This window comes from Tumidithrix elongata BACA0141 (assembly GCF_036349135.1).
GTDB classification, from domain to species: Bacteria; Cyanobacteriota; Cyanobacteriia; order Pseudanabaenales; family Pseudanabaenaceae; genus Tumidithrix; species Tumidithrix elongata.
In genome coordinates, this window is sequence record NZ_JAZBJZ010000003.1 from 80949 (window position 1) to 104833 (window position 23885).

General features: G+C 40.3%; 22 protein-coding genes. 7 read left to right on the top strand and 15 right to left on the bottom strand.

Annotated features, from left to right (window positions below):
* Nucleotides 1-10 precede the first annotated feature (10 nt).
* Entirely contained in the window at nucleotides 11-1756 is a 1746-nt protein-coding gene (locus V2H45_RS01585) for an ABC transporter ATP-binding protein (protein ID WP_330481852.1), read from the bottom strand.
* Between the two features lie 337 nt (nucleotides 1757-2093).
* Here V2H45_RS01585 and V2H45_RS01590 point away from each other — a divergent pair, with 337 nt between their 5' ends.
* The 7 genes from V2H45_RS01590 (at nucleotide 2094) to smpB (ending at nucleotide 6392) form a co-directional block, all read left to right on the top strand.
* Nucleotides 2094-2912, top strand: a complete 819-nt coding sequence (locus tag V2H45_RS01590) for a carbohydrate ABC transporter permease (RefSeq protein WP_330481853.1) — start codon at nucleotides 2094-2096, stop codon at nucleotides 2910-2912.
* 132 nt (nucleotides 2913-3044) lie between these two features.
* A complete protein-coding gene (gene rpsP / locus V2H45_RS01595; protein ID WP_330481854.1) occupies nucleotides 3045-3293 on the top strand; it encodes a 30S ribosomal protein S16 in 249 nt (82 codons plus the stop codon).
* 5 nt (nucleotides 3294-3298) lie between these two features.
* A complete protein-coding gene (locus tag V2H45_RS01600; RefSeq protein WP_330481855.1) occupies nucleotides 3299-3727 on the top strand; it encodes a KH domain-containing protein in 429 nt (142 codons plus the stop codon).
* Between the two features lie 103 nt (nucleotides 3728-3830).
* On the top strand, nucleotides 3831-5096 hold the full coding sequence (locus V2H45_RS01605) for a competence/damage-inducible protein A (RefSeq protein WP_408648692.1): 1266 nt from the start codon (nucleotides 3831-3833) through the stop codon (nucleotides 5094-5096).
* A gap of 23 nt (nucleotides 5097-5119) precedes the next feature.
* On the top strand, nucleotides 5120-5266 hold the full coding sequence (locus V2H45_RS01610; RefSeq protein WP_330481857.1) for a hypothetical protein: 147 nt from the start codon (nucleotides 5120-5122) through the stop codon (nucleotides 5264-5266).
* A 319-nt stretch (nucleotides 5267-5585) separates the two neighbouring features.
* Nucleotides 5586-5933, top strand: coding sequence for a hypothetical protein (locus V2H45_RS01615; RefSeq protein WP_330481858.1), 348 nt, complete (start codon nucleotides 5586-5588; stop codon nucleotides 5931-5933).
* Nucleotides 5934-6392, top strand: a complete 459-nt coding sequence (smpB, locus tag V2H45_RS01620; RefSeq protein ID WP_330481859.1) for an SsrA-binding protein SmpB — start codon at nucleotides 5934-5936, stop codon at nucleotides 6390-6392. It begins immediately after the preceding gene.
* 67 nt (nucleotides 6393-6459) lie between these two features.
* On the opposite strand, the gene trmB is transcribed toward smpB, so the two are convergent.
* From trmB to V2H45_RS01690, 14 genes are all read right to left on the bottom strand, one after another.
* The gene (gene trmB / locus V2H45_RS01625; protein WP_330481860.1) at nucleotides 6460-7170 is read right to left on the bottom strand and encodes a tRNA (guanosine(46)-N7)-methyltransferase TrmB; all 711 of its coding nucleotides are present in this window, start codon (nucleotides 7168-7170) and stop codon (nucleotides 6460-6462) included.
* 75 nt (nucleotides 7171-7245) lie between these two features.
* Entirely contained in the window at nucleotides 7246-8415 is a 1170-nt protein-coding gene (locus V2H45_RS01630) for a glycosyltransferase family 4 protein (RefSeq protein WP_330481861.1), read from the bottom strand.
* Nucleotides 8416-9303, bottom strand: a complete 888-nt coding sequence (locus V2H45_RS01635) for a glycosyltransferase (protein WP_330481862.1) — start codon at nucleotides 9301-9303, stop codon at nucleotides 8416-8418.
* Between the two features lie 48 nt (nucleotides 9304-9351).
* A complete protein-coding gene (locus V2H45_RS01640; RefSeq protein ID WP_330481863.1) occupies nucleotides 9352-10158 on the bottom strand; it encodes a glycosyltransferase family 2 protein in 807 nt (268 codons plus the stop codon).
* A gap of 114 nt (nucleotides 10159-10272) precedes the next feature.
* Nucleotides 10273-11004 carry a class I SAM-dependent methyltransferase gene (locus tag V2H45_RS01645; RefSeq protein WP_330481864.1) on the bottom strand — a complete coding sequence of 244 codons (732 nt, stop codon included), beginning with the start codon at nucleotides 11002-11004 and terminating at the stop codon, nucleotides 10273-10275.
* 177 nt (nucleotides 11005-11181) lie between these two features.
* Nucleotides 11182-12837 (bottom strand): hypothetical protein, encoded by a 1656-nt coding sequence (locus tag V2H45_RS01650; RefSeq protein WP_330481865.1) that lies wholly within the window; start codon nucleotides 12835-12837, stop codon nucleotides 11182-11184.
* 2 nt (nucleotides 12838-12839) lie between these two features.
* Complete coding sequence (locus V2H45_RS01655; RefSeq protein ID WP_330481866.1) at nucleotides 12840-13784, bottom strand: glycosyltransferase family 2 protein; 945 nt, start codon at nucleotides 13782-13784, stop codon at nucleotides 12840-12842.
* On the bottom strand, nucleotides 13781-14719 hold the full coding sequence (locus V2H45_RS01660; protein ID WP_330481867.1) for an NAD-dependent epimerase/dehydratase family protein: 939 nt from the start codon (nucleotides 14717-14719) through the stop codon (nucleotides 13781-13783). The genes V2H45_RS01655 and V2H45_RS01660 overlap by 4 nt, the downstream gene beginning before the upstream one ends.
* A 98-nt stretch (nucleotides 14720-14817) precedes the next feature.
* On the bottom strand, nucleotides 14818-15672 hold the full coding sequence (locus tag V2H45_RS01665) for an NAD-dependent epimerase/dehydratase family protein (protein ID WP_330481868.1): 855 nt from the start codon (nucleotides 15670-15672) through the stop codon (nucleotides 14818-14820).
* Nucleotides 15669-16379, bottom strand: a complete 711-nt coding sequence (locus tag V2H45_RS01670; protein ID WP_330481869.1) for a sugar phosphate nucleotidyltransferase — start codon at nucleotides 16377-16379, stop codon at nucleotides 15669-15671. Before V2H45_RS01670 ends, V2H45_RS01665 begins: the two co-directional genes overlap by 4 nt.
* A gap of 12 nt (nucleotides 16380-16391) precedes the next feature.
* The gene (locus V2H45_RS01675; RefSeq protein ID WP_330481870.1) at nucleotides 16392-17390 is read right to left on the bottom strand and encodes an NAD-dependent 4,6-dehydratase LegB; all 999 of its coding nucleotides are present in this window, start codon (nucleotides 17388-17390) and stop codon (nucleotides 16392-16394) included.
* 26 nt (nucleotides 17391-17416) lie between these two features.
* Nucleotides 17417-20938: a glycosyltransferase gene (locus tag V2H45_RS01680; RefSeq protein WP_330481871.1), complete on the bottom strand. Its 3522-nt coding sequence runs from the start codon at nucleotides 20936-20938 to the stop codon at nucleotides 17417-17419.
* Nucleotides 20939-20948: 10 nt separating this feature from the next.
* The gene (locus V2H45_RS01685) at nucleotides 20949-22643 is read right to left on the bottom strand and encodes an FkbM family methyltransferase (RefSeq protein ID WP_330481872.1); all 1695 of its coding nucleotides are present in this window, start codon (nucleotides 22641-22643) and stop codon (nucleotides 20949-20951) included.
* Between the two features lie 40 nt (nucleotides 22644-22683).
* Entirely contained in the window at nucleotides 22684-23550 is an 867-nt protein-coding gene (locus tag V2H45_RS01690; RefSeq protein ID WP_330481873.1) for a class I SAM-dependent methyltransferase, read from the bottom strand.
* Nucleotides 23551-23885: the final 335 nt, after the last annotated feature.

Genomic DNA, 23885 nt, shown 5'->3' on the forward strand with positions numbered 1-23885 from the left:
GGTGAAAAAACTAACGCAAGACTTCTTCTAACTTGTGTTGATTCCACAGTTTACCGTACAAACTGGATTCTTTCAGTAGCTCTTGATGCGTCCCAATCTGGACGACCTTACCCCGATCCATCAAGATGATGCGATCGGCGTTGGCTGCCGCAGAGAGTTGGTGTGAGATAAAAATGACGGTTTTATGTTTGGGCAAATTAGCCAAGATGCCTGTAGCTGTCTGATTATCGACGCTCGATAGGGCATCATCGAGCAGTAAAACGGGCGAATCTACCAGTAAAGCTCTGGCAAGGGCAGTCCGTTGACGTTGTCCGCCTGAGAGGGTGATTCCCCTCTCGCCAACTAGGGTGTCATATTGGCGAGGAAAGTTGAGAATCTCGCTTTGAATGCGGGCTTGCTCGGCAAAATACTCTACTTCTGAGTCGGCTGCTTGGGGTTGCCCATAGCGAATATTGTTTCGCATCGTGGTGCTAAACAAAAAGCTGTCTTGGGGCACATAGGTAATGATGCTTCTGAGGTCATGTACCTTGAGCGCTGTAATATCAACCCCATCAATAAATAACTGATTTGGGGCAATATCGATCAGACGCAATAGGGCATTAGCAAGGGTGGACTTGCCTGAACCCACTGCACCAATGATCGCGACGGTTTCACCAGATGCGATCGCAAAGTTCACCCTATCTAACGTAGGTTCTGTAGCCCCTGCATAGGTAAAGGAGAGATTTCTTGCCTCAATTCGTCCCTTAACCTGTTCTATATCTATCTCAATGGCATCCAGCGGATCCACAATGGCAGGCGGGATATCTAAAATGCCTTGGACGCGATCGATGCTTACCTGTCCCCTTTGATAGACGGTAAACGTAAACCCAAGTAAAGCTGTGGGAAAGATCAATCTTTCTACATAAATAATCAGAGACAACAGATCGCCAACCTTAAATTTGCTGGTGGGATCGGCCAACATTTCGCCACCAAACCAGAGCAACGTCAAGAAGCTAATACTGGCAATGCCTCCAAGCAGAGGAAATAGGAAGTTTCGCGTTTTTGCAAGGATGAGGTTTGCGTCTAGGAGTCGTTGATTGAGCAGGTTAAAAGCTACTCGCTCGTTTTCCTCTTGGGCGTAGGTTTTGATCAGTGCCATGCCATTGAGGTCTTCTTGCAGTAACGAGCTGATCTCTGACAACTCTTCTTGTACCTTGAACTGCTGATCGCGCAATTGACCGCTAAAGAATTTAACGATCGCAAACATGAGTGGATAAACGGAGAGCGATAAAATGCTCAGCTTGACATCGATCGCCAGCATGGCGGGCAGGGTCATGGCGTAGGCAAATACTGTATTAATTAGACTCAGCGTGGCAAAGCCCAACATGCGGCGAATATTCTCGATATCGCTGGTGACAATGCTAATAATTTCGCCCGTAGGATGTTTGGAAAAGTAACTGGATGGGAGTTTGAGTAAATGCTCGAATACCTGTTGCTTGAGAAGATACTCTACCTGTCTGCCCACCCCAAAAAGCCACATCCGTGAAGCCATACGGATTACCCACATTATGGATGCCAGTCCCAAGATTAACCAGACAAAGTGCATTACCTGATCCATGGTAAAGACTTTAGACAGCTTATCTACGGCATCTTTGATCAGCCAAGGAATATAGGTGCCAAGGGCATTGACAAGGAATAAAGCTATTGTGCCTAATGCCAAATCCCCATAGAAGGGACGCATGTAGGTTTGGAGTTGTTTAAATTGCGATCGCGCCATAGCAATTATTTTAACGCGCTTCTGTTAAGTGAGTTGGTTATCGGTTGTTAGTTATCAGTTGTCAGTTATTGGTTGTTGCTTGGCAGAAAGCAAGCTAACAGCTAATTGCTAAATGCTCATCCCCTTAGAAGCAAACGTTATTTTCAGGCAAAATTACGGACAAATTGCCGATTAATTCTGGTTTTGGTTTGGGAGCGTCCATGAGTAAATGATTAGCGTTAGAACATCCAAAAACCGGATTTACGCAGCCCAAACTAGCCCTTGGGCTTCTTTTTTTTTGAGTGGTGCATTAAGCTGAACTTAAATTAAGCTGAATTCAAAGCTCATCGAAAGATAAATGCCCCAACAAAAGCTTGTATCTCTGCTGTTAACGATTTTGTTGTCGATCGCTGCGATCGCTTTACTTGCGCCACTTCTATTTGTATTAATCACCTCGTTTGCACCGCCTGACTTTAAACCTTCGGAGGGACTACTGCCTAAAAGTTGGACGCTCGACAACTACAGACGGGCATGGCAGCAGGGGCAGTTTCTCTTAGCATTTGCAAATTCGACGTTTGTGGCGATCTCGGTGACAGCGCTGCAAATTTTCACCTCCGCCTTAGCGGGCTATGCGCTCGCAAGGCTCAACTTTCGCGGGCGTAATGGCATTTTGTTGTTTGTAATTGCTACCCTAATTATTCCGTTTCAACTATTGGTCATTCCCATCTTTTTGGTTTTAAAGTGGGGGCATTTGATCAATACTTACGGTGCCTTAATTCTCCCTACCGCAGCCAATGGCTTTGGCATTTTTCTGTTGCGCCAGTACATTCAAATCATTCCGATCGAGCTAGAGGAAGCTGCTGCGATCGATGGGGCAAATCGCTTGCAGGTCTTGTGGCGCGTGGTGTTACCCCTAACCCGTCCTGCGCTGGCCACGCTATTTTTATTCACGTTTATTGGTGAATGGAACGACCTATTTAAACCGCTCATCTTTACAACCCGTCCCGAATTAATTACGGTGCAGCTCTCTCTATCGAGCTTTCAAGAATTATTTACAGCGGACTGGTCGCTGTTGATGGCGGCTGTAGCGATCGCCACAATTCCGATCGTAGTTTTATTTTTGATCGGTCAGCGTCAACTCATTCGTGGTGTTGCTGCAGCAGGGATTAAAAACTAGAATCCAGAAAAAGAGTAACTGTGAAAGCGCTAATCTGTTAGACTAGATAAGCTAAAAATGTAGCTTGGGCAAATCATGGGATTATTGCCAAAAGTTTACATAAAATATTCAGAATCATTCACCCACAAAGACATGGTTAAGTTGAGACTAAAGCGTTTTGGTAAAAAGCGCGAACCTAGTTACCGTATTGTTGCTGTTCACAGCACCTCCCGCCGTGATGGTCGTCCTCTGGAAGAATTGGGTCTATACAACCCTCGCACCCACGAAACCAGACTCGAAGTTCCCGCGATTGTCGAACGCCTCAAACAAGGTGCACAACCTACGGATACTGTTCGTCGCATTCTAGATAAAGCCAAAGTTTTTGAATTGGTAAATGCTTAAGAATTGTGCCTGATTACATTGCCCTAACTAAGTTTCTGGTTCAGCCTCTGTTAGATAACCCAGACGCATTGCGGATTGATTGCGAGACAAATGCTAAAGGCGATCGCATCTGGGTTCGTCTTGCTTTTGCTCCAGAAGATAAGGGAAGAGCATTTGGGCGAGGGGGACGCACGATTCAAGCCATCCGCGCCCTAGTTTTGGCAGCAGCGCAGACAACCGGACAAGAACTGCGCTTTGATGTCTACGATCCTAACCCCAGCGATAAATCTTTTGATAAACCCAGCGATCGAGAACGTAGCTCAAATCGAGAAAGCTCAAGTCGAAATCGTGAAGATCGAAATGGTGAAGAGGTGAAACGAGATCGCCCCCGTATCCCTGGTCCAGTTAAGCGCAACCAAGTAACGGATAATCCTGGTAGCGAGTCGTCGTCTTAGCGATCGATCGAAGAAATCACTAGACTTAATCTTAATGTAGATCTATAATCTTGCCCCCTAGCCCCAAACCGAGAGGGGAACTGGAACTCAAACAGTGCAAAGATTGAATGCAGAAGTTATATGTATTGGTACTGAGTTGCTGCTAGGTGAGATCCTCAACAGTAATGCTCAATATCTAGCGCAGCAGCTAGCTAGCTTAGGGATTCCTCACTTTTATCAAACTGTTGTTGGCGATAACCCCGAACGCATCCAAAAAGCACTTGCGATCGCTACGGGTCGTGCAAATCTAATTATTACTACAGGTGGGTTGGGCCCAACTCCCGACGATCTGACTACTGAAACGATCGCTGATTTTTTTGATGCTCCTTTGGTGGAGCGATCGGAAATCTGGGAAAGGATTTGTGAGATGTACGCCCAAGTGGGAAGGCAAATTACAGCCAATAATCGCAAACAAGCCCTACTGCCTCAAGGAGCGGAAGTTTTACCCAATCCCATTGGTTCTGCCCCAGGCATGATTTGGCAACCCCATCGAGATTTAACGATTCTGACATTTCCGGGTGTGCCCTCTGAGCTATATCCAATGTGGCAACAAACCGCCATTCCCTTTTTGCAATCACAGGGCTGGGTCAAAGAAACCTTTCATTCTAAAGTTTTGCTTTATTGGGGCATTCCTGAATCTGCCTTGGCTGAGCGCGTACACCACTTGTTTGAAAGCAAAAATCCCACGGTCGCTCCCTATGCCAATTATGGGCAAGCAAGACTGAGAATCACGGCACGGGCGACTACGCAAGCGGAGGCAGAAGCGTTAATTGCTCCTGTAGAAGCCGAGATCCGTCAGCTCACGGGTGCGGATTGCTATGGTGTCGATGAGGATACCCTTGCTAGTGTTGTCGGAAAGTACTTACAGAAACACAACCAGACCTTGGCAGTGGCAGAATCTTGTACGGGTGGTGGCTTAGGGCAAATGCTCACCGATGTCTCAGGCAGTTCGGCTTACTTTCTCGGCGGTGTAATCAGCTACAGCAATGACGTTAAAGCGAATTTGTTGAATGTCTCTCGTGCCGATTTAGCCAAATATGGAGCTGTGAGTGCGATCGTTGCCGAGCAAATGGCTTTGGGCGTCCAAAGCCAAATCCAGTCGGACTGGGGTATTAGTATCACGGGAATTGCCGGTCCCAATGGTGGGTCAGATGAAAAACCTGTAGGTTTGGTCTATATCGGTATTGCTGCTCCCGATCGCTCCGTTGTCGCGATCGAGCATCGATTTTCTCCCTCTAGAGGAAGAAATTGGCTCAGAAACGTGAGTGCCTGCTCAGCTTTAGATCATTTAAGACGAAGATTTGTTATGATTGGTAAAGTAACGGCTTAGCCATTGTAAGGGAGCTAGTTGTAGTGAAATTAATTAAAAAAGCGTTAAAAAAGCTCGGTGAAATCTTCGATCGCATCCTCGAAGCCTTGGTAGGTCAAAGACAGCCAGAGCCTCAGCTGATTCCTATCCCAGTAAGAGATGGTGCTCGCCGTCATAGATTTAGAAATTAAATCCTGCAAATCTCAAGCTTAGAAAGGACAAAAATTACTATTAAGAAATCATTAAACGGATTCTCTAAGTCATGAATCTGTTTATACCTAACTGAGTGCTTACTCATCTATTGTGAGCGTTCGTATCTATTGCTCTGTAATAACTCACAAGATCGTTCAACTTTCGTAGTAACTACTCTGGGAAGTGCTAACCTAAGTTAGTTAGGCATTGAGTCTGTCACCTGATCGCAACAGATAGGCTTGAAGCAAGCAAATCGTTCGGGCTAATGGACAGGGAGCCTAACAAATTTGCTGAATAATATTGAAATCTGACATAGCTATGGCTAGATACACCCAACATTTTTTGATTGAAATTTTGCCAGCCACCCTACAAGCAGCGGTTCTTGCTGCTCTTGAAGAGTGTAATCTTTCGATCACTTACAGCACTGGAGACTATGTGATGGCTCAAGAGAATTCTGGACAGGTAGCCTACTCCAAGTTAGTCACTGTTGAGGTGTTGATTCATCAGTCTGAGATTAAGGGCGAACAGGTGAAGTTAACTTGCGTCACAAAAAATGAAGAGCTACCTTTACAGGTAGATAATCACTGCCACAGAATGGCTGAGTCGGTTTCTCAAGCTTTTGCCCGCGCGCAGAGTTGGAAATTTTTAGAAGCGATTCCAGGCTAAATGAATAGTTATAACCGTGTATTTGCAGATAATCGTCAGGCAAGGTTTAATTACGAAATTCTCGAAACCTGTGAAACGGGTATTGAACTGTTGGGTACGGAAGTAATGTCTATCAAAACAGGTCAAGCGAATCTACGTGATGCCTATGCTTTGATTCGTAAGGGGCAGGTCATGCTTGTAAATATGTATGTGGCTCCCCATCACACCACAAGTACTGTATTTAATCACGAGCCAACGCGAACGCGTCGGTTGCTGCTGCATAAGCGAGAGATTCGTAAGCTGATTGGCAAGATAGAGCAAAGAGGGTTGACCTTGGTTCCACTTAAGCTCTATTTAAAAAATGGATGGATTAAGGTCGATTTGGCAGTAGTTCGTAATAAAAAGCTGCATGATAAGCGAGAAACCATTAAAAAGCGCGAGGATACCCGCGATATCGCTCGTGCAATGAAGGTCAATTAACTTTTGATCTTTTTTAGGATTCCTAAAAAAGACAAGGGGCGAAGCATTCGTGGCAAGACCTTATGTTTTAATCCAAATTTTCCCTCACGAATGCTTCGCCCTTTCTTTGCAAATGTGCCCTGTAGATATTCCCTTCCTGCTTAATTACCCATTCTTCTCTCTCGGTAATCAGATGGCTAGGATAGATACCCTCCTCCGCAAATTGACCTTCGCCCGCAAGATTAACGAAATTTCCATTTGCCTCAAACACCTTTAACATCTCCCTTGCTACTGCATAGATGTCTGACTGCAAAAGTACCTGCCCATTTGGAATTAGCAACTTAGCCAAGGTCTCAACCAGATCTGGCTGTACTGCTCGTCGCTTATGTTGGCGTCGTTTAAACCATGGGTCGGGAAATTGAATTGTTACTTGATGGATTTTTCCTTGAGGTAGTAAGTTGGAAAGCGATACATTCACATTGCAGAACAGATAGTGAAGGTTAGTTAAGTGGAGTTCTTGCTTGGCAGCGATCGCTTCCTTAACCAACGGCTCTCTAATTTCTAAACCTAAAAAATTCCAATCAGGCGATCTCTCTGCCATCTGCAACAGATATCGACCGCGACCGCAGCCAATGTCTAAACTAAGTGGCTTTGACCAATCATCGTAAACTTCTTCCCAGTTGGGCGGTGGGGTGGGTGTTTGATACTTCTTCCCCAGTGGGTTAACGTGTTCGCGCACCCGCACATTTTTAATGAGCAGTCCCGAATTAAATTTTGTTTCTGGTATATCGTCAATCACTTTTCTATCTATTGCTCTTTGGGCTTTTTAAATTTTTGGAATGGCTGGATAGCCTTTGCTTATTGCATGCAGATTCTATGAATGCTTAGCGATCTCTGTCAAAAGGGTTTGAGCGCAGGTTTCCCAATTATAAGCTTGGGCTTGCTTCAAACCTCGTTGGCGGAGATTTTCCTGTAAGGTGTTGTCTTGCATTAATCGTTTGATTTTATTGGCAATGTCATAGGAATTGTGGGGGTCGCAATACAGAACCGCATCTCCACAGACTTCAGGTAAAGAAGCCGCATTGGATGTAATTACGGGGCATCCACAGGTCATTGCTTCTAAGGGTGGCAGCCCAAATCCTTCATAAAGAGAGGGATAAATCAAACAACTGGCAGTTTGGTAAAGGGCTTTTAAGACGCGATCGCTTACAGCACCAAGATATCTGACACGGCTAGTTGCCTCGTTTGTCGGGGCAGAGGCTTGTTGCTGTGCCGAAGCATTAAAAATTTTTGGGTTTGCCTGCCCCACCACAATGACTTCAAATTTTGGAGCTTCATGGATTTGGTTGGGATGGTCTAGCAAAGCGATCGCTTCTAAAACGGCACGAAAGTTTTTGTGTTTGCTAGGACTGCTTACAGCTAAACAGAATGGTTGATTGCCGATACCTTGCTGTTTGAGAAAATCTAAATCTGCGACTTGGGCTGAAATATGTTCTTTGCCTAGGTAAGCAACTTGAATTTTCGTTGCATCTATTTGGCAGTATTTAATCAATTCTGCCTTGGAGAAATGTGAAATCGTAATAATTTGTTTCGCAACTTTGCCTAACTGTTTATAGAGCAGTTGATACCATGCACTAAAAAGCGGAATGTAAGCTTGAGGAATGGCAAATACTGATGCATCATGAATTACAACGATTTGCTTCTGTTTGAAAAATGGAGCTGTATTTCCTAAATTAAGCAGTAATGCAGCATTCCGACTGTAAAACGGAAGTTCTATTTGCTCCCACAGATGTCCTTTTAGATAGCCAACTTTATGAATGGGAATGTGTTTGAGATGTAGTTCTGTATAAATATTAGAAGGTGCAAAAATTGAGATTTTGGGGAGCTTGTCCTCAGAACTCTTGAATCCAACCGAATGCAAATTGCTTGAATCTAATCCCAGTAACCGATCGAGCGCTTTCACTAGCTCAATGCTATATCGTTGTACCCCTGTGATCGGTTGCGCTAAAAATCTTCCATTAATAATTAAAGAGTGAGAGGTCATTTAACGTTTGATCCACTGATGTAGGAAATCCAAATAACCTTGCCAACGACCTAATGCAGCAGCGCGATCGGAAAGAAGCCTAAATAAAATTTTGACGAGCATGTAAATCAGATTGAGCCAAAGTGCAGTTGGTTTGGCATGTTGACTCAAAAAATATAACTTGCTGAAGGTATTGTGACGATATTTAACCACTCTATTGCGATCGGTAATTTGGGATACTCCATGGGTAACCAATACGGCTTCAGTGACGGCTACATGATATCCCTGTTGGTAATAGCGTTCGCATAGATCGGCGTCTTCATAGTAAAGAAAATAATGGGAATTAAACTCTGGGCAGCAATCGAACTTCCCTAAATTTAGGATCAAACTGCAACCAGAAACCCATCGGCTTGAAATTGTCCTTACTGTACCTAGTTCACGTTTTTCCTCATAGACAAGTTGGGCTAAATTTTCGTTAATTGCACCAATCCAGGGATTAAAATCGCCTTTATGAAACCAAATTTTTTTCGACCGATCGCGAATGCCTGTGCCAAGAATAGCGATCGCTTTGTCCTGTTCAAAACATTGGCTTACATACGCGATCGCATCTGGATCTAAGGTCGCATCTGGATTGATCAGCCAAACCAAGGCGTTTTTGTCAATCTCGTAAATTTGCTGCAGCCCCAAATTACATCCACCGCCAAATCCCAAGTTTTGAGTCGCCGTGAAAATATTAATTTTGGGGAACAAGTGTTTCAATGCATGAATCTCGGTATCGTCTGGAGAATTATTGACAATATAAACTTCAAAGCACTGAGGTTGCTCCAGTTTTTTGTTAGCCTCAATTGACTCAATCAATTGTTGAATCAGATCTTGAGAATAATAGTTAACAATTAAGAAATAGACCAAATTAAACGTAGTTGTACTGGGCTCAATATATGTAGCTAAATGTTCGCCTCAACTAAAAACTCGTTTTAGCTTAAGCCAACCTTTTTGCAGTTTCCAAAGTATATTACTGTCTAAGGTTGCTTTCAAGTCAACGATTTCCGCAAAAACAGCGCTGATATTGTCAGTGTAAAGCTGAGGATGGTTTCTAAATAGTTGCGTGTATGAATAAATGTAATTTTCTCTCCCCATGCGCTCAACCATAGAGCCAGAGCGTCTTCGATAGAAAAAGAATACTTCAGGTATACGATATACTTCCCTTCCTAGCTCAATAATAGACAGCCATAAATCATAGTCTTCCCAGCCATAAATCATGTTAGGGTTATACCCCCCAACAAGTTGCCAATCAGATTTTCGGAATACCCCCGAACAAAATATTACGTTACTTAGTAAGATGTCGGGAAATTTATATTCGGGCAGTGCCCATTTTCCAAATTTATTGCCAAAAAAATCTGCTTGGCAATAAACGATGCCGACGTTAGCATTACTTTCTAATATTTTTACAGCTTCTAAAAGATACCCACTTCCAATTTTGTCATCTCCATCTAAGGGGAGTATATACTTGCCGCATGAAACTTGTATGCCGTCATTACGAGCAGTGGCTAAACCTTTATCCTCTGTATGAATGACTTTTGTTTTGGGCTTTTGATAATTTTGAAGAATATCAATGGTTTTTCGATCTGTAGACCCACCATTGATCACGATGATTTCAAAATCTTGATAAGTTTGAGCTAATACAGAATCTACCGCATCATCTAGATATTGACCTTGGTTATAACAAGGGACGATCACTGAGACAGTAGGACTATTGGAACTCATAAATTGTTAGGAGACTTAAATTTTGTGATAACTCTACATAGAAAGGAATCCCAACTGTTTTCTGGTTGGGTGATTATCAACTATGAAAATTTGTGCCTTTTAAAGCAATGGTTCTTATCTATCGGCAGGCTTCATTGCTTCAATCATCAAAGAGCCACCAAAATGTTTTAACCATGTTTTAGAAAGCAATTTCTCCACTTTAATCAGGGTATCTATAAATTTAGGTGGTGTGGAGGGATGTAAAAATTCATAAGGGACTACCTTGATTTGCGAGAACCCTGCCTTTTTTAGCGATCGCTCAATCTGCCAAACTGTAAAAGCATACTCATCAGGGCTATCGCCTACATACCTCTTTACAAAAGGAACATTCTTTTGGACAAAAATTTGAGGATTTAGTAAGTTTGGTTCAGAGAAGCGGATCACACCACCAGGTTTTAGTTTCTCAAAAAATCCCTGTAACGCTAAATCCCAGTCCAAGTGATGTAAAACTGAACATCCGATAATGGCTTCAAATTGATCGTTGGGAAACGTTAAATTATGAGCATCCATGCATAACAAGTTTACAGAGGGTTGCTTAGAACGTGCAATCTCTAGCAAGTCGGCACATATATCTATGGCTGTCAGGCTTGAAAAGATTTCAGCCAAGGCAACAGTAAAAGTGCCAGAACCTGCTCCGATCTCAAGTACAGTTCCATGTTTATCCTCAAGAGCTTGAGAAAGGTAATTGAGTCTTCTTTGCCATCTAATTTTACCAGCAGGCTTATTCCACCCCCAATTATCCTCCTCTGTATCAATGATTACCTTGCCGTGTAAGCGCTCTCGTTCTATTCGTTGCTGTAATGTCATAGAATCTCCTCAGATTTCAACCAACCCTATTAAATGCTGCAAACAATTTTATGGAAAATCATTGCAACTAGTCTGAACCTTACCTCTAATGAATCTGTCTGGACATAAGTGACTGTCTTTAAACACCATAAAGTTGGGGCATCTCTATTAAAAGAAGCACTTTACATTAGCCTAACATTACTGGGATGAACTACCAATCTTCTTGAATAAATTAATTTTTGAATTATTTACCGATGATTCAAGACGAAAAACTCTGCTATTTTGGACTTTTTCAAGTGCTAGTAATGCAACACGATTAAATGGATCGGAAGCATCAGGGTAGAAGGTACGATTTGGGGCTATGAAGTAATTTGTGTTAAGAGAGAGAAGTCTTTCCCAAGCTTTGTCAAGATTATTTTCGGTATAGCCCAGAGAAGTATAGTAACAACGTATCTGTAGTGGTTCTAACTGTTTTGCTGCAAAGTAAGACATCGAATTAGAATTTAACCAAGGTAGCTCTATGGCTACAATGTTGTAGCGATTTTTACTAGTTTCCGAGCAAGTTCTTTTTGCTATTTCATTTAAATCGTTAGCATTGTCAGGATTTTGATCTAAAGGATGTAACCAGTATGAAATAGTGGCGTTAGGATAACTGATATTTAGCGCTTGACTGTGCACGAAAAGTAGTTGAAGGATGAGAGCTGCAATGAGTAAACTAGTCACAAACTTGCGATTGATTTGAACTAAACTCCAAGAAATAATGACTGCAAAATAAATAATTAGAGGGAGTAAATATCTGTGTTCTTCAACTATATTTGACCAAAAAGTTCTTAGAACAAAGAAGATTTGTAAAAAGGAAACAAGCGCGCATAAATTGAAATGATTTTGTGGCTTACTGCCTTTCTTGATATATCTAAATATGGCAATAGATATCGCAAGTATGAATGTCATAATGACTAAAATACTTGTCCCTTGATAGAAGAAACTACTGCGAGTTGCATCTAACCAATAAAGAATTTTATTTATTAAAGAATCCTTCTTGCCATAGAGGCTTTGAAAAGATTCATCAGAGCTAACTGAGATAACATAACTGCTTATACTGTTCCAGTTTTTGACGTACCAAGCTAAAGCGGCAGTGGTTAGTAGTATGGCAAGTATAAAAGAACCAGCGATCGCCTGACGTTCCCATTTCTCATAATTCTGAATGGGCGATCGCTCTTTCTTTCTAAATAAATAAGCTAGCCCAACTAGGCCTGGTCCTAAACAGTACATAGGAGAACTAACCTTGGCTAACATGGCAAAAGATGTAGCTGCAATTAATTGGTTCAAGATCAGTTTCTTTGACCATTTAGGGGCAAAACTCATAATTAAAACAAACCAAGCCACAGCAAGAGTTTGCATGGGCTCGACAAAGTATTGATGAGACATTGCCACGAAAAGAGGTGCGGAGGCGATCGCCAGACAGCCTGTCATCGCAATCAGTTTTCTGCCGCCCGAAAGTTCTATAAAAGTCTCGAACATTAGAACTAATGTCATCAATTGTGTGACTAGGATGGAGAGTAACAATCCAGCATCAATTGAACCAATTGCAGATCCCAAAGGCACGAAAAGCTGACCAAACCAGGCTACTCCGGGAGCTTTAGACCCTAAAGCATTGATCGTTGCCCACAACCAACCTAGTGGCGAGTTAATCAGCTTATAGAATAGTTCTACTGAAACTTGACCGTACCAAGCTTGGTCATACGGCCAGACGTGGCGATCTAAAGAAATCCAGACTACGCTGGGTGAGATTAATAGTATCAGCCCTAAATAAGGATATAGAGAAGAGAGACTTTTGTTCGTCAAAACTTTCATAACTATTTTTTTGCAGATAAATCTTGAGATAGGTAGCGTCTCAAATAAGTTACTGCAATATAAAGTTTTAGCTTATAAGCAAATATTGAACCAATATCAGGGGCAAAGTTAGTTGCTATCTGTCTAGCCTCTTGCCACAATTGTAAAGACACTAGTTCGTCTACCGTACCTTTAGCAACAGTGCGTAAAAAATCTAATTTGTTGATTTGGTGGTGCTTTTCTCTAGCTTGTTCTTGTATCTCTTCTAAAGTTGCTGATTCATGCTGGTGAGCGACTTGAGCTAGGCAAACGTAAAAAAGCTGCTCCCACTTACGACTTAATGTCATTCCTCCTACTGAGAAACGATAGCGCAATAAAGGCTGGGGGATATTGACCAGTGGATAATTTTTACTGACTCTTAGCCAAAGGTCATAATCTTCAGCATTTTTGAACTGAGCGCGATATCCGCCAAGATCCAAAATTTTTTGACGGCGCATAATTACAGATGGATGATAAATGCAATTTTCTCTAGGAAGAGTGGCTCGAATTTGCTCGTAGGTAATGGGCAACTGTACTAAGCGATCGCTTGATTGACTAGCCGCCATATGATAAACAAAGCTACCTGCTACGAATACCTCAGGGTGAGACTGCATATAATCGAGCTGAACCGCAAGCCGAGAGGGTAAGGCTTCGTCATCTTGATCCATACGCGCTACTAGGTCATAACGAGCTAAGGATAACCCTTCATTTAAAGTGGCAGCTAATCCCATATTGCGATCGTGGGAAATGAAAGTAATGCGAAGATCGGCTTTCGCATATTCCTGAATAATATCCCCAGAGCGATCGGTGGAAGCATCGTTGACGATCAAAAGCTCAAAGTCCTGATAGGACTGCTGAAGAATTGATGCGATCGCCTGATGTAAATACGGCCCTGCATTATATACAGGCATTAATACAGTTACGCTCATTTTAAATTAAGTTCCTCTCGACATAACTTTGCTAACCCTTGCTCAAGAGTTATGTGGGGCTGCCAGTCTAGTACCTCTTTTGCTTTAGTAATATCTAAGACGGTCCACGAAACAAGTTCTTGAGGGTTTCCTGGCGGTTGCCAATACTCTTTGACTAAAGGCTTGCCAATTAATTGTTCGAGCAAATCTAGAACTTGATTGACTGAGTAGCCTACACCACTGCCTATATTAACCACTTCAAAGGATGTCTCAGCTTGGATTGCTACTTCTATAGCTCTACACATGTCTTCGAGATGAATATAGTCCCGCACGTTGTCGGGATTACCGTAGATTCTGATTGGTTTTTGATTGCGTAATTGATGCAGACATACACCAATCAATCCTTGTAAGCGTTCGGGAGGCAACAGTACTCCATAGGGATTGCTAATACGAAGCGAAACAGCAGTGAGCCATTGTTTATCTGCAGCTAACCTTAGATAGGCTTCAGCACAAAGTTTTTGGACGCCATAGGAAGAATTAGGAATACAAAGGTCGGATTCTTGATAGGGACGTTGATGAGGGTTGTATTGATATATCGCGCCGCCACTGCTGGCATAGATGAAGCGAGGAACCTTCCCAGATTCGCGAATTGTCTGCAACAGATTTAATGTGGGAATTATATTTAGTGAGGCATCACTAACTAGATCGCGATTGGAAGACAAAGGCGTATGGGTATGAGCTAGATGAATAATACAGTCCAATCCGTCGATGAAATCTTGACAGGTCATAGGAGATGACAGATCGCCATAGAGCCATTGTACATTTGAGAGAGAGTCTAGCTCCTGTGGTAAAGCTGTTCTAGCTAAGGCTCGCAACTCATACTTTGATAGCTTCGACAAATATTGCAAAGTGTAAGAACCTAAAAAGCCAGATGCCCCAGTTATTCCTATTTTCATGTCTTAAATTACTCTTATCGACAATAAGCTCCCTAAAGTAGCTGAAATCCAGCTAATAAATTATTGCATCTCATGCTTGAATTGATATTTAGGGTTACTTACCATGCTAGGGACTGCAGCTTAGTTATATCTGCATAAATATTCCTTATGTTTAATTTGTTGGGTTGGCTAATGCCTTTAATTTCAACCACATCAAGATTTAAATTAAATTCTTGAAGAATTTGTTCCAAAAGTATATCTAGCCTTATGGGAAAACCACTGCCTACATTGTAGACTTCACCACTAATGCCATGATTCATAATAATTTGATATGACTTTATGGCTTGCTCAATACTGATGTAATCTCTATAGCTACTTAAATCTCCCAATATGATTTTCTTAATCAATCCTTGCTTATACTCTTCAATTTGCTGATATACACGACCGATAAAAAGTTTTTTGGAAATCCCTTTTCCCATTAAATTAAAAGTGCGCGCCATAACAATATCCATTCCATGAACATGATAATAAAAATTCATCATGTGACTTTGATAAGCCTTGGTAAGCCCATAAATACTTACTGGATTTAAAGAATGTGTTTCTTTAACATGATTTTCATCGTCTTTAACAAGTCCATATTCAGCGGCACTTCCAATCAATAATACTCGGCAGCTTATATTTGCTTTTAGAATAGATTCAAGTATATTTCTTGTAGATGTAACATTATTTAAATAATCAGTATGATATTCATTAGAAAAGCTTCCAGCCAAGTGATAAATTTGGTTTGGTTTGATTTCTTCGATTAATTTATAAATAGAATATTCATCTGCTAAGTTACAACTAAAGCCGTTGGGATTTTCTGTGATTAAGTTCCGATGAATACAATAGAGCTGAATATCACGATCTTTGTTTAAGTATTGAACCAGGTGCTGTCCTGTAAAACCTAATGCTCCTGTAACTAATACTTTGTTCATGTAATTCCCAATTTTTGCTTTAGATCTTCAAAGTTTTCATTGGCATTTTCATAATCTTCTGGTCGCCCAATATCTAGCCAGTACCCACCAAAAGGCTTAGCGACAATTTTCATCTTACTGGCAATGCCATCGATCATGAGATTGTCAAAGCCATACTGTTCTCCCTTGATTAGTCCTTCAATAACTCTACGGTTGATGCAGTAAACTCCCATACTTACATCAAAGTGATAGGTTGGCTTTTCAGAGAAACTAACTATCCTCTTTTGCTCATCGCAGGTCAATACACCGAAATCAATTTTCGATTCTCGCTTGTAAGTTGATACGGTAACATCGTTATCAGCGGCGACATGGTAATTATAGAAATCACGGTAGTCTAGATCGCAGAGAATATCGCCATTCATGACTAAGAAATTTTCTGGTAGGTCAGAAATTAATGTTAGTGGACCGATTGTACTAAGTGACTTTTCTTCGAGAGAATAGTCAATTTTTACATTCCATCTAGAACCATTTCCAAAAAAAGCCATGATTAAGTTAGCTAGATGGTTAACGGCTAAAGTAATGTGGTCAACTCCCGATCTCGTGAGTTGAAGAATGATAATTTCAAGAATTGGCATCTCTCCGCCAACAGGAACAAGGGGCTTAGGCAACGTAACTGTATAAGGTCTTAAACGGGTACCTTTGCCACCTGCTAATATTATGGCTCTCATATTTTATCTCGACTAAAGATTGTAAATTCCCGCTTTGTACTTTGCCAAATTGCTGGGAATTCTGAACCACTCAATTGTTTCAGCTATCCCTTGAGATAAATTATACTGGGGCTTCCAATTTGTTAAAGATAAAATCTTTTTGTTGCACCCAAGCAATCTATTTACTTCTGACTTGTCAGGCCGCAAACGGGAATCTTCACAAATGATTTGTGCTTGAGGGTTTAACTGAGCAATCAATTCATTCGCTAGCTCACCAATTGATATTTCGATGCCAGTAGCAATATTAATTTCTTCTCCAACTGTTTTGTCAGATTTAGCTAGCTCTATAAAGGCATTAGTTGTGTCTTTAACATAGTTGAAATCACGAGTTGGAGATAGGCTTCCGAGGTTAATTTCAGTTGAACCTGTTAGCAGTTGAGTGATTATGGTAGGAATCACTGCACGTGCTGATTGTCTTGGCCCATAGGTATTGAAAGGGCGTACGATCGTAACAGGTAAATTAAATGACCGATAAAACGACTCTGCGAGTCTATCTGCTCCAATTTTTGTGGCACTATAAGGAGATTGACCTTGAAAAGGATGGTTTTCATCGATAGGTACGTACTTAGCGGTACCGTATACTTCAGACGTAGAGGTGATTAGTATCTTGTCAATTTGCAATTTTTTTGCAGATTGTAGAATGTTTAAAGTTCCTTTTATATTTGTATCTACGTAAGAATCAGGGGAATGATATGAGAAAGGAATAGCAATTAACGCTGCAAGATGAAAAACAACTTCACATCCTTTCATTGCAGTTTCTACACCATTTGGATCTCGGATATCTCCAGCAAATATTTCGATACTCTGTAATTGTTTCTCGGTCAGAGAATCAAGCCAACCCCACGAATTAAAAGAGTTATAGTAAACAAAAGCCCTAATTTTGCATTCCTCTTGTAAAAGTCTTTCTACAAGATGACTACCAATAAACCCATCTGAACCAGTGACTAAAACCTGTCTGTGTTTGAGTTCCATTAACAATACTTAACTTACAGTGAACATTAAGTTGATTTACTTTGACTTAAGAGATTGGTAAAAGCATGGCTATACTCATTTTTCATCCGATTAAGATCCAGCTTTTTTATAGCATAGCTCCTAGCATTCTCTTTTAGCTGGGACTGTAATTTTTTATCTGTGTATATTTGTTTGATTCTTTCGACAAATTCATCTACATTTGTGGGATTACAGGTAAACCCGTTATATCCATCAGCAATTACAGAAGGTATGCCGCCTACTCTAGAGGCAACGATGGGTATCCCTAAGGATAATCCCTCCATTAATGTTATAGGTATACCTTCGATCTTGGAAGGTATCACTAAAGCATCGGAGATTTTCAGGTATGGTTTGTTATCGTCAACAAATCCGGGGGCAAAGATTTTCCCTTCTAAATTTAGAGTGGAAATTTCTTGTTGTATCGATTTATATTGAGGACCATTCCCAATCATTACAAAGTACATGTCATCATAGTTTTTTAACTTTCTAATGATTTGCAAAAATGTTTGCGGACATTTTTCTTCTGAAAATCTTCCCATGTAAGAAACAATAAATTTCCCTTGAGGGATTATATTATTTCTTAATATTAGTTTTTCATTTACCTTAGCTGAATTAAATGCAATTTCTGTATCGACTCCATGTACAATTACAAGGGTTTTACTTTCGGATTCTCCAAATTTTTTGAGCAGGATTTCTTTGATAGTCTCATTGGCTAATATATTTAAGTCAATGTAACTTGCATACTTGCGATTGTTCTCAATATGACCAAATTCATTGTAGAGTTGGTCAATGATTTGAACTTCAGGAAATCTCTGTTTTATATCAGGTAAAATACTGTAAAAATAAGTGGATCCTGCTATAAAAATAATATTTATTTTCCGAGACTCAATTAAATAAAAAACAAACTCTTTCCAGGTGACTTGCTCCAGTAAGTTGTTAAGGTGATAAATGCTTTGGGTTAACTCTTCATATTTTTCTGTACTATCTCCCATATCTTGAGATGTTTTCATCGTAGTACAAATCGTAGAATTAAAACTTCTGTCTTTTAGAGCCTGAATCACTTGGAGAATTACTGTATCTGCGCCTCCAATTGTTATCCAAGGTAGTGCAAATAATATATTTCCTGCTTCTACAGACACATTAGAGCTATTTGCACGAGGTTGGCGATTAAAACTATGAGTCAAGTTGACATAGCCATTCTCAACAAAAAAGTATTGCCGTCGCTGACTAATTTGTTTGACTAATCGCCGATCGCTGTATAGTTCCTGATGGTTGGCTTGAATTTGCTTGAATAACAAGTCATGCTTCTCGATGGCTGAGTCGATCATCGAAGACCCATGCTTGCGGTACAGAAATAAAGGCTCATTGATTTGGGCTCCGATCGCACCCATTTTGGCGATCGCGATCCAGAAATTCCAATCCTCATAGCCATCAACCATCTTTGGGTCGTAGCCACCAACTTTTTCCCACATCTCCCGTTTGAAAACAGATGAAACCGCAGCGCAGTTTTGTTTGACCAATGTCTTGATATCGAATTGCCCTGGTTTGCCAATCTCACAACTATCCCCAAACTCTTGAATCCAGCTATAGCAAATATCTAGATTTTCAGTCTCCAGCCTGATCAAGCATTTTTCAAGGTAAGTGGGTTTGATGACATCATCTGCATCAAGACAGCAGATATACTTGCCCTGAGCTGCTTCAATACCCTTGTTGCGGGCAGAAGGTAATTTTTGATTAGACTGTCTAATTACTTGAGTTTTAGGTTTGCTTAACTCATCTAAAACTTTAATAGTTAAAGGATCGTCAGAGCCGTCATCTACAATGATGATTTCAAAATCTTGGAATGTTTGGGAAAGGACGGAATCAACCGCCTCTTCAAGATATTGGCCGTAATTAAAACAGGGAATAATTACACTAACTAACGGTTTATCTTCATGCCAGTTGTCTTGGCGAATAATTTTAGTTTTCAGCCGAGCTTTTTTTATTTGCCCTAGTAAAGATTTCACTATAAATTTCACTATGGCTTTTGGGGTTACAGACTGGGCCTCATCAACTACGCCAATACTAGTTCTGAAATCGAACCACTTATTGCGTAGTTTCCAAAACTTGCTACTCTCCATAGCTGTAATAACGGACTTAGCTTGGATGAGATTGCCTTGGGTGAGACCGAGTTGATGTTTTGTTTCTTCTAGTAGGACTTGCGTTTGATGTAGCTCTCCGCTAAGTTTTTGTACGAGCTGCATCGATTGCTCTAAGCCCGCTTGGGTTTGTTGTAAGTTAGATTTTAATTGGCACTGCGATCGCTCTAATTCTCCTTGAGTTTTTTGCCATGGATAGAAAACTGACTGAAGCCAATGCTCTAGATTTTCTAATGGAATTGTTTCAACCCATCTCAAATAATCTGACAGCATGGTTGAGCTAATTACTTGCTCGGGATTTAGAAAAAGCTTGTGCTCCCCTTTGGCAATGACTGTAGCGCGATCGCGGACAGATGAAGCTTCATTGTCGAGATTTACCAACTGAATGCGACCGTTTGGATAGGCAGTAATTAAAGCTTCAGCAACTAATTTAGTGTCGTCAATACTGCCGCGATCGATAATTAAGACTTCAAACTCTTGATAAGTTTGTGCCCACAAACTTTCAATTATTTGGGGTAAAGCATAACCCTGATTTAAACAAGAAATAATTATAGAAATCTTTGGTTCTGAGTTGTTTGCTAAAAGGGTTCCTAGTTGTAAATAAATCTCCTGATGAACTGCTGTAGGCTGCGTGTCTAATATATTTTTTAATAAGATAACTTTCCCATTTAGAAATTCTCGATTAAACTCTGCTGGAGTCATCAAATTTCCATGCCGATTAAAATGAGTTGATTGAACTCTATTTGCAGGGATATTTGCGATCTTGCTATGAGCATAGCAAATCATTTTAGACAGGTTAATTGGAGAAGTTGCTAATTGCTCTTCTAAAAAATTTGGGTTGTAAAATTCTGCGAGTTCGATGAGTGGTTTAATCTCTTCTGTTCTAAATACATGACCATCCAATGACATTGGATAGCTCCAGTCGTTGCCCAGCGAAAGTTCTCGCCAATTCCAAATTAAATGAGGCTCAAACTTGGGTAGGGGAGCGGGGCTATTTGTTGAGTAACAGTAGGTGATTTCAGGAGATAAGCGGAGGGATAGAGACAAAATGCTCTTATCATTTTGAAATATTTGAAATGCTTCACTTTGGATGTCAAAAGTTAGACGAAAAATATTGTCATCTACGAAAAAAAGAGTATATGGAGAGGTGTCACTAATTAAATTTAAAACGTTTTGCTTAAAGGGGATTTGATCCTCTTTTTCGCAAATATAGTTAAATTCAGGATGAATTCCTTTAAGTTTTTCATAACCCTCACAATATGTTGGTTCGCTGTAGGTATAGAGAACCGAAAACTGAAGGTTTTGCCAGTTTCTAAAGAAAATTTTGACGCTTCTAAGAAAAAGCTCAAGCTGACAAGGACGATCTTTACTGAAGACAATAATATTAAACATTCAAACTAACTCAAGTTACAGATTGACGGTTTTTCCAGGCTTCTTTATCTACAAAAATTGAGTTGATATAGGTGTCAGCATAAACAAAATAGCCTTTTGAATTCATTAGCTCAATAATCTCATATAATTTTCGCTCGGTCTTATCTTCAGCATAGGTTTTAGTTTCTACGCAAAATACTTCTGGTCTAAACCTAGAGAAATCGAATGTCTTTAGTACTTCAAAATCTAAACCTTCAATATCTATGGAAATAAAGTTTGGGCAATTTGGGAAGTGTTGATGAATTAATTCATTTATATTGATTAAGGGGACTTGAATAACCTCTTCAATTTTAAAACTGCCAAAACTGGCATATCTTTCAGCTTCAACCTTAGAGAAAGTATTTAACGTTCTAGCTGTCATAATGTAGAAGTCGGCTTGAGTATTTCGATCGACTCCTATTCCAACATTTAAACAAATATCTTCTTCTCTAAGTTTCTTAATCTCGTTAAAAAGAGTTGGATCGGGTTCAACACATACTCCTCGGCAACCTTTTTGATAGAATAAATAAGTATTACTTAATTGAGTTGGATGATAAGAACCAATATCAAGATAAGTGAAATTTGATTTCTTGAGTTCACATGAAAATAAAAAATCTACGATTAAATCCTCTCCACATTGAGCATAGCTAACTTTCTGACCTAAAATATTCTGCTCTAATAAGGTAGAAGTTTTAGATGTTTTTGAAAGACTATCTAGATGCTTAGGCTTTAATATTTGCTTTGATTTACTGATTGCACGGTCGAGAATGCTTCTTGCTTTGATGGCGATCGGTGTAATAAGAACTGGTTTGATTTGCCTCCAGCAAATTTGACCAAATCTTTTCAATACCATGAATTTTAATTTTGCTTTCTCTTTAATGGTTAGTAAATTAGTCAGGTCAATAATATGAGCATAACCGTAGAAATATCCGTACCAATCTTTAATGCTAAGACTAACTTGCTGCAAATCTGCGAGTTTACTTTTTCCCCACTGATGAGATTGCTCAGATGGATCGGAGCTTCCACCATGACGCTTATGAAAAAGTAAGTCTTTGCTAACAACAAAGTTTCCTAATGAGAGGAGTCGAAATACTATTAACATATCTGCTCCTAAATGACCTTTGCCCCAAAGCTTAATTCCTTCTATTGAATGGATTGCATTGACTCGCATAAGTCCATGAATAAAGTTAGCTTTCCCTAAAAATTCTTCTTGGTTAATATAATTGCTCAAGCGTTGATAGGGGGCTTCTGACGGGATTTCAAGAATATCAGGGTATGCCTTGACAAAATCCCCATTTTCATAGGTAATGCTATCAAGAGTAGAGAATGCTAACACTGCCTTTGGAGTGGTGTGCAGAAGATCCACCATAGTAGAAACATACGATGGTTCCCATAGGTCGTCACATGATGCCCACATGAAATACTCACCTGTTGATAACTCTAATACATGATTGAAGTTATATGTTGCTCCAAGATTATTAAGGTTGCGAAAGTATTTGATTTGTGGATACTTTGCAGCATATTCCAAACAAATTTCTTGAGTCAGGTCTGTTGAAGCATTGTCTGAAATAATTAACTCGAAACATGGGTAGCTTTGTGTCACCAGTGAGTCGAGAGATTGCCGTACAAATTTCTCTCCATTGTATACAGGTAGACCAATGCTGACGAGAGGTAATTGGTCACACATAGTCGTTTTCTCTGCTAAGTTCTTGAGCCATCTTAAACATTTAATGGCGCACTTGTTTCATTGGAATATCTTCTACAAGAAGAGGGTTGTTTATCATCTGTCGTGATGCAATAAAAACAGCTCTTGTTAGTGTCTTTTCATCTGGCATAGTAGCCCAATCTATTGGGAATTCAGGATGATTCGGCTGTGTAGTGGGCAAATAAACAAAATCAAAATATTTTTTCAATTGTTGATATACCCACTTTCGGCTAGGATGGCAACCGATGCCGTATATACCCTGGGTGGGATTTTCGATTTCTTCTTCTGTAATGATTATTGACTCGTCATTTTCTTGAGAGACACAAGTCTCAAGAAGTAATATTTGCGAACAATTGCGAGCCATAAACTCTATTGCCTTGGCTGGTTTTTTGAGGTGATACAGGAGTCCATAACTGTAAACAACGTCCAGTGGCTTATCTGTTAATGGATGTGGGTTATCTAAATCTAGTTGCTCTACTCTTATATATGGATAACGCGTTCTCAAAATTTCAAGATTATCTTCTCTTGCTTCTGTACACAGAACGGAACAGCCACGATCTAGAAAGTAAGTTGTATGATCGCCAATTCCTGCTCCAACTTCCAATACGGAAAGCCCTGAAATATTTATTCCCAAACTGGCTAGATGTTCTTGTCGCCTTTGATTATGACGAATATAGAAATCTCCATGAAAGTTAGCGATCGGAGAATTTTTCTGCTCAATATCTGGAACGACAGTTAAAGATTTAACTTGCTTAGATAGTGACTCAATTTTTGCCAAGATGACTTGATCGTTTCCAAGTAAGGTATTAACGGAAGTTCCTATCCTATCCAAAGATTGAATAATTAAATCTTTTATTGTTTTTACTCGTTCAATCAATGGAAATATCATGAATGCGTCTCCGAACCTACTAAGGATTTATTGAATAACTGCAGTAATTGAGATTAAAGTTGTAGAATTTATGACTACATGAGAGACATTCAACGAAAGGTTAAACTCAATACTCTCCTACCTCTATACTCGAAGCAACTTGATGGCAATACACTTTACAACAACCCTAGGTGACTGTAAAGCTACTCTAACTCTTCTCAGCATTATACATGACCGTAAATCTGTAGCGAAAAATTCATGGCACAAGCTTTGGCAATTTCATCGACTTTCCCTGATGCGCGTAAGAGAGTGTTTGAGAAGTTAAGCAAGACGTTTTAGGAGGATTTGAATCATCC